The sequence below is a fragment of the Streptomyces sp. NPDC001153 genome, assembly GCF_053598315.1.
This window is the reverse complement of record NZ_JBSFJZ010000030.1, coordinates 119,744-131,937: the sequence shown is the minus strand read 5'-3', so window position 1 is coordinate 131,937 and position 12,194 is coordinate 119,744. Positions and strand designations below refer to the sequence as shown.

Genomic DNA, 12,194 nt, shown 5'->3' with positions numbered 1-12,194 from the left:
CGGCAAGCTCACCCGCATCTACCGGCCGCAGACCAACGGCAAGGTCGAACGCTTCAACCGCACCCTGCTCGACGAATGGGCCTACCTGCGGCCCTGCGCCAGTAACGACGAACGCACCGAAGCCCTGTCAGACTTCCTGCACACCTACAACCACCACCGCTGCCACACAGCACTCGGCGGCCACCCACCGATCAGCCGTGTGAACAACGCTTCAGGCCAATACACCTAGGCCCTGACCGAACGGCGGCAGCCCAAGGGGCCTGTCGGTGCGGGCCGGTACGGTCCCCTCTCATGACCGACAGGACCGACTCCCTCACCGCCACCCGCACCTTCTACGACACCGTCGCAGAGGACTACGCCGACCACTTCCGGAACCCGCTCGCCGACAGGCCGCTGGAGCGGGCGCTGCTCGCCGCGTTCGCCGAACTCGTCGGCCCGGCCGGGCCGGTGGCCGACCTCGGCTGCGGGCCCGGCGCGGTCACGGCCCACCTCGCGAGCCTGGGCCTGACCGTCTTCGGGCTCGACCTCTCCGAGTCGATGCTCGCCATCGCCCGCCGCGAGTATCCCGCTCTGCGGTTCGAGCAGGGGTCGATGCTGGAGTTGCCCTGTGCCGACGGGGCGCTCGCCGGGGCCGTCTCCTGGTACTCCAGCATCCACACACCTGTGGACGAACTGCCGGCGCTGTTCGCCGAGTTCCACCGCGTGCTGGCGCCCGGCGGCCGTCTCCTGCTCGCGTTCCAGGCGGGCGACGAGGCGCTGCGTCTGGCTGAGCCGTGGGGGCATCCGGTGACGCTGGACTTCGAGCGACGCCGCCCCGAGTTCATGACGGAACTGCTGACCGACGGCGGTTTCGCCCTCCACGCCAGCACCGTTCGCGGACAGGACGCCGCGCTGGCGGAGTCGGCACCGCAGGCGTTCCTGCTCGCCCAGAAGAAAGCCTGACCGGACGGTCCGGCCCGGACTCCCGCTCAGCCCGCGGCAGCGTTCGCGGTGGCCCCGCCCCGGAACTCCGCGACCGTGTGCGCGAAGGCCCGTGCCGGAGGGCTGAGGGAGTCCCAGCGGCGGACGGCCCAGCCGACGGGCAGGGGTCGCAGGGCGGGCAGCGGGACGAGCCGTAGTGCGCCCTCCCCCCGCACCGGAAGGCCCGGTACGGCGGGGACCACCGCCCGGCCCGCCCCCAGCTCGGCCAGCAGCAGTGCCGTGTCCCAGTCGGCCACGCTCGTGTCGTAGGTGAAGCGGATGCCCAGCTCGGCGCAGGCCGCGTCCAGGTGGACGGCGGAGGTGGAGTTCGGGGGCAGCCGGATCAGGCGGATCCCGGTCAGGTCGGCCGCGTCGAGACGGGACCGGCCGGCGAGGGGGTCGTCCGCGCCGACGGCGAGCACCCAGGGCAGTTCCGCGACCGTCCGCTGCTCGATGCCCCGGACGGGAGAGCCGACGGTGATCCAGGCCAGGTCGAGGGTGCCGTCGGCCAGGGCGTCGAAGGTGCCGCGCCCCGAACTGACCGTACGGAACTCCAGGTTGACCTCGGGGTGGCGGCGGCGGAAGGCGACCACCGCCTGGGACATGAAGTGCCGGACGGTGGTGGCACCGGTGGCGACGCGGACGTGTCCGCTGTGGCCGTCGACCAGGTCGCGCAGTTGCCGCACGGCGAGGTCGAGTCCGGAGATCCCCTCGGCCGCGGCGGCCTCCAGTATGCGTCCGGCCTGCGTGGGGACCACGCCCCGCGGTTGCCGTTCCACCAGCGCGACACCCGTCTCCCGCTCCAGCCGCTTCACGTGCTGACTGACGGCGGACTGGGTGCAGCCGAGGTCCCTGGCGACGGAACTGAGGCTGCCGGCGCGGCACACGGCCACGAACACGCGCAGGTCGTCGAGGGTCACAACTCCCAAGTTAACACTTGGGGTTAGCGAGGAAACCCAAGGATTGACTCGAATCAGGGACCGTACGAGGATCGGTACCGGGCCACGGCCGACCCAGGCGGCAACCCGCTTCGCGCGCGAGGAGCGGGTGCCGACCTTCAGGGGCCGGTGGTGGGTCCGTACAGGCCCTCCACCTCGCTGGCGAAGTCGGTCATGATCTGCTCCCGGCGCAGCTTCATCGACGGGGTCAGGTGGCCGGCCTCCTCGGTGAAGTCCACGGGCAGTACGGCGAACCGGCGGATGGACTCCGGGCGGGAGACCAGCTTGTTGGCTTCGTCGATCGCGCGCTGCAGGACGGCGTCCAACTCCGGGTCGCCGACGAGGAGTTCCGGCGGCACCGGATGCTTGCCGATCATCTGCCGCCAGTGGGTGATGCCGTCGACGTCGAGGGTGATCAGCGCGGCCACGTACGGGCGGGCGTCGCCGACCAGCATCACCTGGGAGATCAGCGGGTGCTGGCGCAGCCAGTTCTCCATCGGGGCCGGGGCCACCGACTTGCCGCCCGCCGTGATCAGCAGTTCCTTCTTGCGGCCGGTGATGGTGAGGTAGCCCTCGTCGTCCAGTTCGCCGATGTCGCCGGTGGACAGCCAGCCGTCCCGGGTCGCGGGCACGACTCCCCCGGCCTGCGGATCCCAGTAGCCGCGCAGGACGTGGTCGCCGGAGACGAGGATCTCCCCGTCGGCGGCGATGCGGACGCGGGTGCCGGGCAGCGGCCAGCCGACCGTGCCCAGGCGGGGTTTGAGGGGTGGGGTGACGGTGGTGGCCGCGGTGGTCTCGGTCAGGCCGTAGCCCTCGAAGATCTCGATGCCGGCGCCGGCGTAGAAGGCGGCCAGGCGCCGGCCGAGCGGGGAGCCGCCGCAGATGGCGTACCGGACGCGACCGCCCATGGCGGCCCGGATCTTGCGGTAGACCAGCGGGTCGTGGAAGGCGCGGGCCGTCTTCAGGGAGCGGCTCGGCCCGCCGCCGGTGCCGGTCTGCCGGGACTCCAGCGCCTCGCCGTAGCGGACGGCGACCGCCGCGGCCCGGTCGAAGGCGGCGACCCGCCCGCCCGACTCGGCCTTCGCGCGGGCCGAGTTGTAGACCTTCTCCAGCATGTAGGGGATGGTCAGCAGGCAGGTCGGCCTGAAGGCGGCGAGGTCCGGGAGGAGGTCCTCGGCGGCCAGGCTGGGCGCGTGGCCGAGGCGGACGCGGGCCCGGACGCAGGCGATGGCCACCATGCGCCCGAAGACATGGGACATCGGCAGGAAGAGGAGGACGGACGGCTCCTCGTCCTGGCCCTTGAAGACCGGGTGGAGCAGCTCGATGGCGTTGTCGACCTCGGCGAAGAAGTTGCGGTGGGAGAGGGCGCAGCCCTTGGGGCGGCCGGTGGTGCCGGAGGTGTAGATGAGGGTGGCGAGGGTGTCGGGGCCGAGCATGCCGCGCCGTACGGCCACTTCACCGTCCGGCACCTGCACGCCGGCCTCGGCGAGCCGGGTCACGTGGTCCTTGTCCACCACCCACAGATGGCGCAGGTCGGGCAGGTGCTGGAGTTCGGGGCCGAGGGCGGAGGCCTGGGCCGCGGTCTCGGTGATCAGGGCGACCGCGCCGGAGTCCTGCAGGATCCACCGGGTCTGGAAGACGGACGCGGTCGGGTAGATCGGCACGGTGACCAGGCCGGCGGCCCAGGCGGCGAAGTCGAGGAGCGTCCACTCGTACGTCGTACGGGCCATGACGGCGAGTCGGTCGCCCGGCACCAGGCCTTCGGCGATCAGCCCCTTGGCCACGGCGAGGACCTGTCCGGCGAAGTGCGCGGCCGTCACGTCCGCCCAGCGGCCGTCGGGCAGCCGGCGGCTGAGCACGGTCTGGGCGGGGGCGGCCTCGGCGTTGTCGAACGGCAGGTCCGCGAGCGAGCCGTGTTTCACCGGGGGCGCGAACGGCGGTACGGACACCTCCCGTACGGCGCCGTCCAGGCGCTGGACCCAGGGCTCCACGAGGACCGGGCGGCCGTCGTAGTCGGTGGCGGAGACGAGGGTGCCGGAGGAGACGGGGGCGTTCGGGAAGGGGGTGGACACGGGCGGCTCCTCTGGCGTGCGTGTACCTGCGGTGGTCCCCCATGGATACGGAGAAAGGGGTTACCGCTGGTTAGGCAGGTGATCGTACGGGGCCACCGTGAGGGGATTGTGCGGGTTCGGGGGTGGTCCGGGGCCGGGGATGTGCAGCCTCGGCGGCTATGTGACGGGGGCTCATGTTCGTCCGTGGCCTCCCGGTTGGGGCGCGTACCGTAGACTTACCGGCGGTAACCTTACTCCAGAGTAAGCACTTGGGGGCTGGGCATGACGGGTGAGTTGCTGCGTCTCACGGGCGGCGTGTTGCGCTCCCCCTTCAAACGGCCTTCTCCGGAGGCGGACTTCCCGCGCGAGCGGCTGGTGCTGCCCGGTGTACGGGTCGACCAGGACCGGCTGGCCGCGTACGAGCGGGTGTGCGGCTTTCCCACCGGTGACAGCGCGCTCCCCGTCACCTATCCGCACGTCCTCGGCTTCCCCCTGGCCATGCGGCTGATGAGCGACGGGGCCTTCCCGTTGCCGCTGCCGGGTCTCGTCCACACCTCGATCGAGATCACCCGGCACACCTGCCTTCCTGCGACCGGGGAGTACGAACTCGCCGTGCACATCGAGGGACTGGCCCCGCACCGGCGCGGCACGGAGGCCACGGTGGTCACCGCGATGCGGGCCGGCGGGGAGGTCCTGTGGGAGTCGCGGAGCACGTACCTCGCGCGGCATCGCACCGACCGGCGGCCCGCCGAACCCCGGGAAGAGCGGCCGGTCCCGCTGCCCGTCGTCGCCCAGTGGCGGCTCGCCGGGGACGTGGGCCGGCGGTACGGCGCCGCCTCCGGCGACCGCAACCCCATCCATCTGTACCCGCTCACCGCCCGCCTCTTCGGCTTCCCGCGGGCCGTCGCGCACGGCATGTGGACGGTGGCCCGCTGCGTAGCCGCCCACGGCACGAGCGGTTCTGCCAAGGTGTGGGCGCGGTTTCTGGCGCCGGTGTTGTTGCCGGGGACGGTGGCTTTCGGGGCCGACGGTGCCGGGCGGTACGAGTTGCGGGGTGAGGGAGGGCGACTGCATCTGCGGGGTGAGGTGAGCTAGGCGCCGTAAGGGTGCATCGCCGTTGCCGAGTGCGGGTCCGTCGTGGGTTACTCGCGCAGTTCCCCGCGCCCCTGGGTTGGCTCCGTCGGCGGTGTCCATGAGTTGCCCCGCATCAGATTTCCCAAGCCCGACCACGCGAAGTTCATCAGGGTCGTCGCCGCCTGCCGGGCGGTAGCGCCCTCTGTGCTGTTGGCCCACGTCGCCAGGGACTCCGCCGCGCCCACCAAGGCCTCGGCGAGGCCGGCAACCTCGCGTTCCGGCAGGTCGGGGTCGCGGTGGGCCTCGCGGGCCGCAATCGCGACCAGGCGGGTCACGAACGCGACGATCTCCTTGCGCATTGCGGCGGTCTCGGCCGCGAACAGCTCCCCGTGGGTACGGGCCTGCAGGTGCAGCACGGACCAGGCGTCGGGGTGCTCGGCGGTGTGCGCGAAGAACGCCTTCAGGCCGTCCCACAGCTGGCGGTCGGCGGGCAGGCCCGTGCGCACCCCGGCGCGGACGGCCTCCGTGAGGGCGGTGGCCTCGCGCCGGATGCAGGCCGTGAAGAGGTCTTCCTTGGAGTTCAGGTACAGGTAGACCAGGGGCTTGGAGACGCCGGCGAGCTCGGCTATCTCGTCCATGGAGGCGCCCATGTAGCCGCGTTGCCCGAAAACTCGTACGGCGGCGTCGAGCATCTGCTGCTCCCGCACCGCACGCGGCATTCGCTTGGTCTTCGCCCCACCCATGAGGGCAAGACTAGTTGGACGCGGCCGCCTCGCCCGGCGTCCTCGCGGCGTCGTCGGCGCCGTCCTCCTGGCTGCGGTTGGCCTCCAGGTTGGCCTTCATCCGGTCGACCCTGGTCACGATCTGCACCGAGGCCCGGTCCCGCTCCCTGCGCAGCACCACCCAGCTGATCGGCGCCGACAGGATCAGGGCGAGCAGCAGCACCCACAGGCCGTTGGAGCTGCCGAAGCCTCGCGGGAAGATCCCGGAGTAGACGGCTCCCCAGACGACCACGAGGCAGCCGGCGAAGATGCCGAGACGCATCAGTGTGTAGCGGAGCATCTCAATCCAGTCGTCCGATTCCAAAAGGGGTCATCGTCCAGTGAAGCACGGACACGAAGGGATCTTGCAGCGGGGTCAGCGGAGGGGCTGCAGCATGATGATGTCGTCGCGGTCGTCACCGGGCGCCACCCGGATGGCGCCGGGTATGCGGCCGACCTCCTTGTATCCGCAGGAGCCGTAGAACCGCTCCAGGCCGAGGCCGCCCCGGCAGGTCAGCCGGATCGCGTCGACGCCGTCGAAGGTGCGGGCCGCGTCCGCGGCGGCCGCCAGCAGGTCACGGCCGTACCCCTGCCCCTGGTGCTTGGGGTGGACCATCACCGTGTACAGCCACACCCAGTGGGTCTGGAGCCGGTGGGTGTTGAAGGCGAAGAAGGCGGTGGCGGCCGGCTCGCCCGTCTCGTCGCGGCCGACGAGCAGTCGGTGCCGCCCCTCGGCCATGCCCACGAAGTGCTTCACCAGCTCCGGCCGGACGTCCTCCCGGCTCACCGGCGGCACGAAGCCCACGGCGCCGCCCGCGTTGGAGACGTCCGTCCACAGGTCGAGGATGCCGTCGCGCAGGGCCGGGGTGATGGCGGGGTCCAACGTGAAAGTAAGTGGCATAGGGCCACTGTATCTATTACCCCAGGGCGCGTGCAGCCACTTTCAGATCGGCGACGAGCCCCTGGTACGCGGCCTTCCTGTCCTCGTCGTCCTGTGCCCGCAGCACCGACGACGGGTGCACGGTCGGCACCAGCCGCTCGGGGCGCCCGTGGATCTCCCGCTCCAGCACGGTCCCGCGCACCTCGCCCACCCGGAACGACGACCCCAGCAGCGCCTTCCCGGCCGTCGCGCCCAGCACCACGATCAGCTCGGGCTCGACCAGCGCCAGCTCCGCCGCGAGCCAGGGGCCGCAGGCGGTCATCTCCCTGAGGCTCGGCGCCTTGTGGATACGGCGCTTGCGCGGCTCGGCCCGGGTGAACTTGAAGTGCTTGACGGCGTTGGTCACGTAGGCGTCGCCGGGATCGATACCGGCCTCCGCGAGCGCCTTGTCCAGCATCCGGCCCGCGGGCCCGACGAAGGGTTTGCCCTGCCGGTCCTCCTGGTCGCCGGGTTGCTCACCGACGAGCATCACGCGCGCGTGCGGGTTTCCGGCGCCGAACACCGTCTGCGTGGCGTTCTCGTGCAGGGGGCAGCCCCGGCAGTCGGCCGCGGCCCTGCGCAGGGCGGGGAGACCGGCACCCTCCGGAACGAAGGGCTCCGCCGTGTAGGCGTCCTCGGGGGCCTTCGTGACAGCCATGCCCGCCGGGTACCCCCCGCCGCGGAGTCAGACCCGCATCGGCTGAGGAGACTCCCGGCGCGCCGGGTCCGGGCCGTCGTACTCGCGGATGATCTCGTACCGGGTGTTCCGCTCCACCGGGCGGAAGCCCGCGTCGCGGATCAGTTCCAGCAGGTCCTCGCGGGTCAGCTTGTTCGGCGTGCCGAAGTTGTCCGCATCGTGGGTGATCTTGTACTCCACGACCGAGCCGTCCATGTCGTCCGCGCCGTGCTGGAGGGCCAGCTGGGCGGTCTGCACGCCGTGCATCACCCAGAAGACCTTCACGTGCGGGACGTTGTCGAACAGCAGCCTCGACACCGCGAAGGTCTTCAGGGCCTCCGCGCCGGTCGCCATCTGGGTGCGGGCCTGAAGGCGGTTGCGGATCTTGCCGTCCTTCATGTCCACGAAGTCGTGCTGGTAGCGCAGCGGGATGAAGACCTGGAAGCCGTTCGTCTCGTCCTGCAGCTCGCGCAGGCGCAGGACGTGGTCGACGCGGTGGCGGGGCTCCTCGATGTGGCCGTACAGCATGGTGCACGGGGTCTTCAGACCCTTCTCGTGCGCCAGGCGGTGGATGCGGGACCAGTCCTCCCAGTGGGTGCGGTGGTCCACGATGTGCTGCCGGACCTCCCAGTCGAAGATCTCCGCGCCGCCGCCGGTCAGCGACTCCAGGCCCGCGTCGATCAGCTCGTCCAGGATCTCCGAGGCGGACAGACCGCTGATCGTCTCGAAGTGGTGGATCTCCGTCGCCGTGAAGGCCTTCAGGGAGACGTTCGGCAGGGCGGCCTTCAGCTCGCGCAGGGAGCGCGGGTAGTAGCGCCACGGCAGGTTCGGGTGCAGGCCGTTGACGATGTGCAGCTCGGTGAGGTTCTCCGACTCCATCGTCCTGGCGAGCTTCACGGCCTCCTCGATGCGCATCGTGTACGCGTCCTTCTCCCCCGGCTTGCGCTGGAAGGAGCAGTAGGCGCAGGAGGCCGTGCACACGTTGGTCATGTTGAGGTGCCGGTTGACGTTGAAGTGCACGACGTCGCCGTTCTTGCGGGTGCGCACCTCGTGGGCGAGGCCGCCGAGCCACGCCAGGTCGTCCGACTCGTACAGCGCGATGCCGTCCTCGCGGGTCAGCCGCTCACCGGAGCGGACCTTCTCCTCCAGCTCGCGCTTGAGCCCGACGTCCATGCCAACACGCCCTTTCTACGACAGCTCGCCCCACGGTATCCCTAGACCTCTTCGGGCAGTTCCCCGACCCGGTTCTCCCACTTGGTGGAGAGCACGATGGTGGTACGGGTCCGGGAGACGCCCTTGGTGCCGGACAGCCGGCGGATGATCTTCTCCAGGCCGTCCACGTCCGTCGCGCGCACCTTGAGCATGAAGGAGTCGTCACCGGCGATGAACCAGCAGTCCTCGATCTCCGGGAGGTCCCGCAGCCGCTGGGCGACGTCCTCGTGGTCGGCGGCGTCGGAGAGCGAGATGCCGATCAGCGCGATGACGCCGAGGCCGAGGGAGGCCGCGTTCACCGTGGCGCGGTAGCCGGTGATGACACCGGCCGCCTCGAGACGGTTGATGCGGTCGGTGACGCTGGGGCCCGACAGGCCGACAAGGCGCCCCAGCTCCGCGTACGAGGCCCGGCCGTTCTCCCTCAGGGCCTGGATGAGCTGCCTGTCCACCGCGTCCATGCGATCGAAGCCTTCCGCTGAAGAGGTCTGAAGAGTTCCTGAAGTGATGAGCCGTACTGCGATGTGCGCTACTGGTCCGTGCCGCCGCCCAGTTCGCCCTTCCAGCGCCGGTACAGGCCGTGCCCGACGCCCGCCGCGTCCAGCACCCGCCCGGCGACGAAGTCCACCAGGTCCTGGATGTGGGTGGCGCCCGCGTAGAAGGCGGGCGAGGCCGGTACGACGCTCGCGCCGGCGTCGTCCAGCGCCACGAGATGCCTCAGGGTCTGGCCGTTCAGCGGGGTCTCGCGCACCGCCACGACCAGGGGACGGCGCTCCTTGAGGGTGACGCTCGCCGCCCGCTGCAGCAGATCCTTGGACAGGCCCAGCGCGACGCCCGCGACACAGGCCGTCGAGGCGGGCACGATCAGCATCCCCTTCGCCGGGTACGAGCCCGAGGACGGCCCGGCCGCGAGGTCGCCCGCGCTCCAGTACCGCACCCCGCTGATGTCCACGTCGAAGGTCCCGGGCTTGCCGTCGGCGCCCCGGGCCAGCCATTCCCGCAGGTCGTCCTGCCAGTGGGCGTCCCGGAACGAGATGCCGGTCTCGTCCAGCAGGGTCAGCCGCGAGGCCCGGCTGACCACCAGGTCGACCGCCTCGCCCGCCGCCAGAAGTGCGCGCAGCACGGCCGCCGCATACGGCGTCCCGGAAGCACCGGACACCCCCACGATCCAAGGCACGCGCTGCGATTCTCCTGCGTTCACACTTTGAGCGTACCGGCGGACCGGACCGTCAGACGGTCAGCCCCCGCACCAGCAGGTCGAGCAGGGCGCACACGAACAGGGCGATGCCGATGAATCCGTTGACGCTGAAGAACGCCCTGTTCAGGCGGGAGAGGTCGTGCGGCCGGACGATCGAGTGCTCGTAGAGGAACGCACCCGCGACGATCAGCAGGCCGAGCCAGAAGAAAGCACCCGCGCCGGTGACGACGCCGTACCAGACGAACAGGGCCGTCGTGATCGTGTGGCAGGCCCGCGCGCCCCGGATGGCGGCCGGGATGCCGAAGCGGGCCGGTACCGACATGACGCCGATCTCCCGGTCGGTCTCGACGTCCTGGCAGGCGTAGATCAGGTCGAAGCCGCCGATCCAGATGCCGACGGCGAGGCCGAGGATCACCGCCTGCCAGTTCCAGGTGCCGGAGACGGCGAGCCAGCCGCCCACCGGCCCCATCGCCTGGGCGAGGCCCAGGATCGCCTGGGGAAAGTTCGTGAACCGTTTGCCGTAGGGGTAGACCACCATGGGGATCACCGCCACCGGCGCCAGGGCCAGGCACAGCGGGTTCAGCAGGGCGGCCGCGCCGAGGAAGATCACCAGGGCGATCAGGGCGCCGGTCCAGGCGTGCCGGACCGACATGGCCCCGGTGACCAGCTCGCGGTGGGCCGTACGGGGGTTCCGGGCGTCGATCTCGCGGTCGATGATCCGGTTGACCGCCATCGCGAACGTGCGCAGGCCGACCATGCAGACGGTGACCAGCAGCAGCCGGCCCCAGTGGATGTTCCTGTCCCACTCGTACATCGCCGTGAGCGAGGCGATGTAGGCGAAGGGCAGCGCGAAGACCGAGTGCTCGATCATCACCAGGCGCAGGAAGGCCTTCGTGCGTCCCGGCTGGGGGATCGCGGCGGAAGCGGTGCTCACAGGCCGTACTCCTTCCAGCGGCGGTCCACCAGGGCCGCCGTAGCCGGGTCCGACAGGACCATGTCCGGCCAGCCCCCGTCGCGGGTGTAGCCCTCCTCGGGCCACTTCTTCGTCGCGTCGATTCCCGCCTTGCCGCCCCAGAACTGCTGGTAGGAGGCGTGGTCGAGATGGTCGACGGGGCCTTCGGCAACGGTGAGGTCACGGGCGTAGTCGGTGTTGCCGAGGGCCCGCCAGGCGACCTCGTGCAGATCGTGCACGTCGCAGTCGGCGTCCACGACCACGATCAGCTTGGTCAGGGACATCATGTGCGCGCCCCAGATCGCGTGCATCACCTTCTGCGCGTGCTTGGGGTACTTCTTGTCGATCGAGACGATCGCGCAGTTGTGGAAGCCGCCGGCCTCGGGCAGGTGGTAGTCCACGATGTCCGGGACGATGATCTTCAGCAGCGGGAGGAAGAAACGCTCCGTGGCGCGGCCCAGGGGGCCGTCCTCCGTCGGCGGGCGGCCGACCACGATCGACTGCAGCAGCGGGCGCTTCCGCATCGTGACGCAGTCGATCTTCAGCGCGGGGAACGGCTCCTGCGGGGTGTAGAAGCCGGTGTGGTCGCCGAAGGGGCCCTCGGGCAGCATCTCGCCCGGCTCCAGCCAGCCCTCGAGGACGACCTCGGCGTTCGCCGGCACCTGGAGCGGGACGGTCTTGCAGTCGACCATCTCGATCCGCCTGCCCGCGATGAACCCGGCGAAGAGGTATTCGTCGATGTCACCGGGGAGGGGGGCCGTGGAGGCGTACGTCACGGCGGGCGGACACCCGAAGGCGATGGCCACCGGCAGGCGCTCACCGCGCCGCGCCGCCACCTGGTAGTGGTTGCGGCTGTCCTTGTGGATCTGCCAGTGCATGCCGATGGTGCGCCGGTCGTGGCGCTGCAGGCGGTACAGCCCGAGGTTGCGGATGCCCGTCTCCGGGTCCTTGGTGTGCGTGAGCCCCAGGTTGAAGAAGGAGCCGCCGTCCTTCGGCCAGGTGAACAGCGCCGGGAGCCGGTCGAGGTCCACCTCGTCACCGTGCAGGACGACCTCCTGCACCGGCGCCTCCTTGACCTTCCTCGGCGGCACGTGGGTCATCGCGCCGAGCTTGCCGAAGGCCTCGCGCACGCCGACGAAGCCGTGCGGCAGCTCGGGCCGCAGCAGGCCGCCGATCTTCTCGGAGATCTCGCCGTACGACTTCAGGCCCAGCGCCTTCAGCAGGCGGCGGTCGGTGCCGAAGACGTTCATGGCGAGCGGCATCGCCGAGCCCTTCACGTTCTCGAAGAGCAGGGCGGGGCCGCCGGACTTCTGCACCCGGTCGACGATCTCCCCGACTTCCAGATACGGGTCGACCTCGGCCTTGATGCGCTTGAGGTCGCCCTCGCGCTCCAGCGCCCGCAGCAGGGAGCGAAGATCGTCGTAAGCCATGTGTCCCAGTATCTGCCACCCGTTAC

The 12,194-nt window shown here is 70.7% G+C and carries 14 protein-coding genes; 3 read left to right on the top strand and 11 right to left on the bottom strand.

Annotated features, from left to right (window positions below):
• Both ACWDEN_RS30660 and ACWDEN_RS30655 read left to right on the top strand, forming a co-directional pair.
• On the top strand, positions 1-229 hold a 229-nt coding region (locus ACWDEN_RS30660; protein ID WP_450861011.1), incomplete at its 5' end, for an integrase core domain-containing protein.
• Between the two features lie 62 nt (positions 230-291).
• The gene (locus tag ACWDEN_RS30655; protein ID WP_450861009.1) at positions 292-942 is read left to right on the top strand and encodes a class I SAM-dependent methyltransferase; all 651 of its coding nucleotides are present in this window, start codon (positions 292-294) and stop codon (positions 940-942) included.
• 26 nt (positions 943-968) lie between these two features.
• Here the strand turns inward: ACWDEN_RS30655 and ACWDEN_RS30650 are convergent, their stop codons facing one another.
• Both ACWDEN_RS30650 and ACWDEN_RS30645 read right to left on the bottom strand, forming a co-directional pair.
• Positions 969-1,880 carry a LysR family transcriptional regulator gene (locus ACWDEN_RS30650; RefSeq protein ID WP_450861007.1) on the bottom strand — a complete coding sequence of 304 codons (912 nt, stop codon included), beginning with the start codon at positions 1,878-1,880 and terminating at the stop codon, positions 969-971.
• 137 nt (positions 1,881-2,017) lie between these two features.
• Complete coding sequence (locus ACWDEN_RS30645) at positions 2,018-3,889, bottom strand: AMP-dependent synthetase/ligase (protein WP_450861027.1); 1,872 nt, start codon at positions 3,887-3,889, stop codon at positions 2,018-2,020.
• Between the two features lie 342 nt (positions 3,890-4,231).
• On the opposite strand from ACWDEN_RS30645, the gene ACWDEN_RS30640 reads away from it, so the two are divergent.
• On the top strand, positions 4,232-5,044 hold the full coding sequence (locus ACWDEN_RS30640) for a MaoC/PaaZ C-terminal domain-containing protein (protein WP_450861005.1): 813 nt from the start codon (positions 4,232-4,234) through the stop codon (positions 5,042-5,044).
• Positions 5,045-5,091: 47 nt separating this feature from the next.
• On the opposite strand, the gene ACWDEN_RS30635 is transcribed toward ACWDEN_RS30640, so the two are convergent.
• The 9 genes from ACWDEN_RS30635 to ACWDEN_RS30595 form a co-directional block, all read right to left on the bottom strand.
• Positions 5,092-5,766 carry a TetR/AcrR family transcriptional regulator gene (locus ACWDEN_RS30635; RefSeq protein WP_450861003.1) on the bottom strand — a complete coding sequence of 225 codons (675 nt, stop codon included), beginning with the start codon at positions 5,764-5,766 and terminating at the stop codon, positions 5,092-5,094.
• 10 nt (positions 5,767-5,776) lie between these two features.
• Entirely contained in the window at positions 5,777-6,085 is a 309-nt protein-coding gene (locus tag ACWDEN_RS30630) for a DUF4229 domain-containing protein (protein WP_351610131.1), read from the bottom strand.
• 75 nt (positions 6,086-6,160) lie between these two features.
• Complete coding sequence (locus ACWDEN_RS30625) at positions 6,161-6,685, bottom strand: GNAT family N-acetyltransferase (protein WP_351610128.1); 525 nt, start codon at positions 6,683-6,685, stop codon at positions 6,161-6,163.
• A gap of 16 nt (positions 6,686-6,701) precedes the next feature.
• On the bottom strand, positions 6,702-7,361 hold the full coding sequence (locus tag ACWDEN_RS30620; protein ID WP_450861001.1) for a UdgX family uracil-DNA binding protein: 660 nt from the start codon (positions 7,359-7,361) through the stop codon (positions 6,702-6,704).
• 27 nt (positions 7,362-7,388) lie between these two features.
• Complete coding sequence (mqnE, locus tag ACWDEN_RS30615) at positions 7,389-8,552, bottom strand: aminofutalosine synthase MqnE (RefSeq protein ID WP_351610123.1); 1,164 nt, start codon at positions 8,550-8,552, stop codon at positions 7,389-7,391.
• 41 nt (positions 8,553-8,593) lie between these two features.
• Positions 8,594-9,049: an Lrp/AsnC family transcriptional regulator gene (locus tag ACWDEN_RS30610; protein WP_351610121.1), complete on the bottom strand. Its 456-nt coding sequence runs from the start codon at positions 9,047-9,049 to the stop codon at positions 8,594-8,596.
• Between the two features lie 68 nt (positions 9,050-9,117).
• A complete protein-coding gene (locus ACWDEN_RS30605; RefSeq protein WP_450861026.1) occupies positions 9,118-9,765 on the bottom strand; it encodes a UbiX family flavin prenyltransferase in 648 nt (215 codons plus the stop codon).
• Positions 9,766-9,817: 52 nt separating this feature from the next.
• A complete protein-coding gene (gene mqnP, locus ACWDEN_RS30600) occupies positions 9,818-10,720 on the bottom strand; it encodes a menaquinone biosynthesis prenyltransferase MqnP (protein WP_351610118.1) in 903 nt (300 codons plus the stop codon).
• Positions 10,717-12,168: a menaquinone biosynthesis decarboxylase gene (locus ACWDEN_RS30595; RefSeq protein ID WP_351610115.1), complete on the bottom strand. Its 1,452-nt coding sequence runs from the start codon at positions 12,166-12,168 to the stop codon at positions 10,717-10,719. The genes mqnP and ACWDEN_RS30595 overlap by 4 nt, the downstream gene beginning before the upstream one ends.
• Between the last annotated feature and the right edge of the window lie 26 nt (positions 12,169-12,194).

Bases quoted from the DNA above. Each gene is read 5' to 3' on its own strand.
- ACWDEN_RS30655 (WP_450861009.1), top strand. From the start codon at position 292: ATGACCGACAGGACCGACTCCCTCACCGCCACCCGCACCTTCTACGAC.
- ACWDEN_RS30640 (WP_450861005.1), top strand. From the start codon at position 4,232: ATGACGGGTGAGTTGCTGCGTCTCACGGGCGGCGTGTTGCGCTCCCCC.
- ACWDEN_RS30635 (WP_450861003.1), bottom strand. From the start codon at position 5,766: ATGGGTGGGGCGAAGACCAAGCGAATGCCGCGTGCGGTGCGGGAGCAG.
- ACWDEN_RS30630 (WP_351610131.1), bottom strand. From the start codon at position 6,085: ATGCTCCGCTACACACTGATGCGTCTCGGCATCTTCGCCGGCTGCCTC.
- ACWDEN_RS30625 (WP_351610128.1), bottom strand. From the start codon at position 6,685: ATGCCACTTACTTTCACGTTGGACCCCGCCATCACCCCGGCCCTGCGC.
- ACWDEN_RS30620 (WP_450861001.1), bottom strand. From the start codon at position 7,361: ATGGCTGTCACGAAGGCCCCCGAGGACGCCTACACGGCGGAGCCCTTC.
- mqnE (WP_351610123.1), bottom strand. From the start codon at position 8,552: ATGGACGTCGGGCTCAAGCGCGAGCTGGAGGAGAAGGTCCGCTCCGGT.
- ACWDEN_RS30610 (WP_351610121.1), bottom strand. From the start codon at position 9,049: ATGGACGCGGTGGACAGGCAGCTCATCCAGGCCCTGAGGGAGAACGGC.
- ACWDEN_RS30595 (WP_351610115.1), bottom strand. From the start codon at position 12,168: ATGGCTTACGACGATCTTCGCTCCCTGCTGCGGGCGCTGGAGCGCGAG.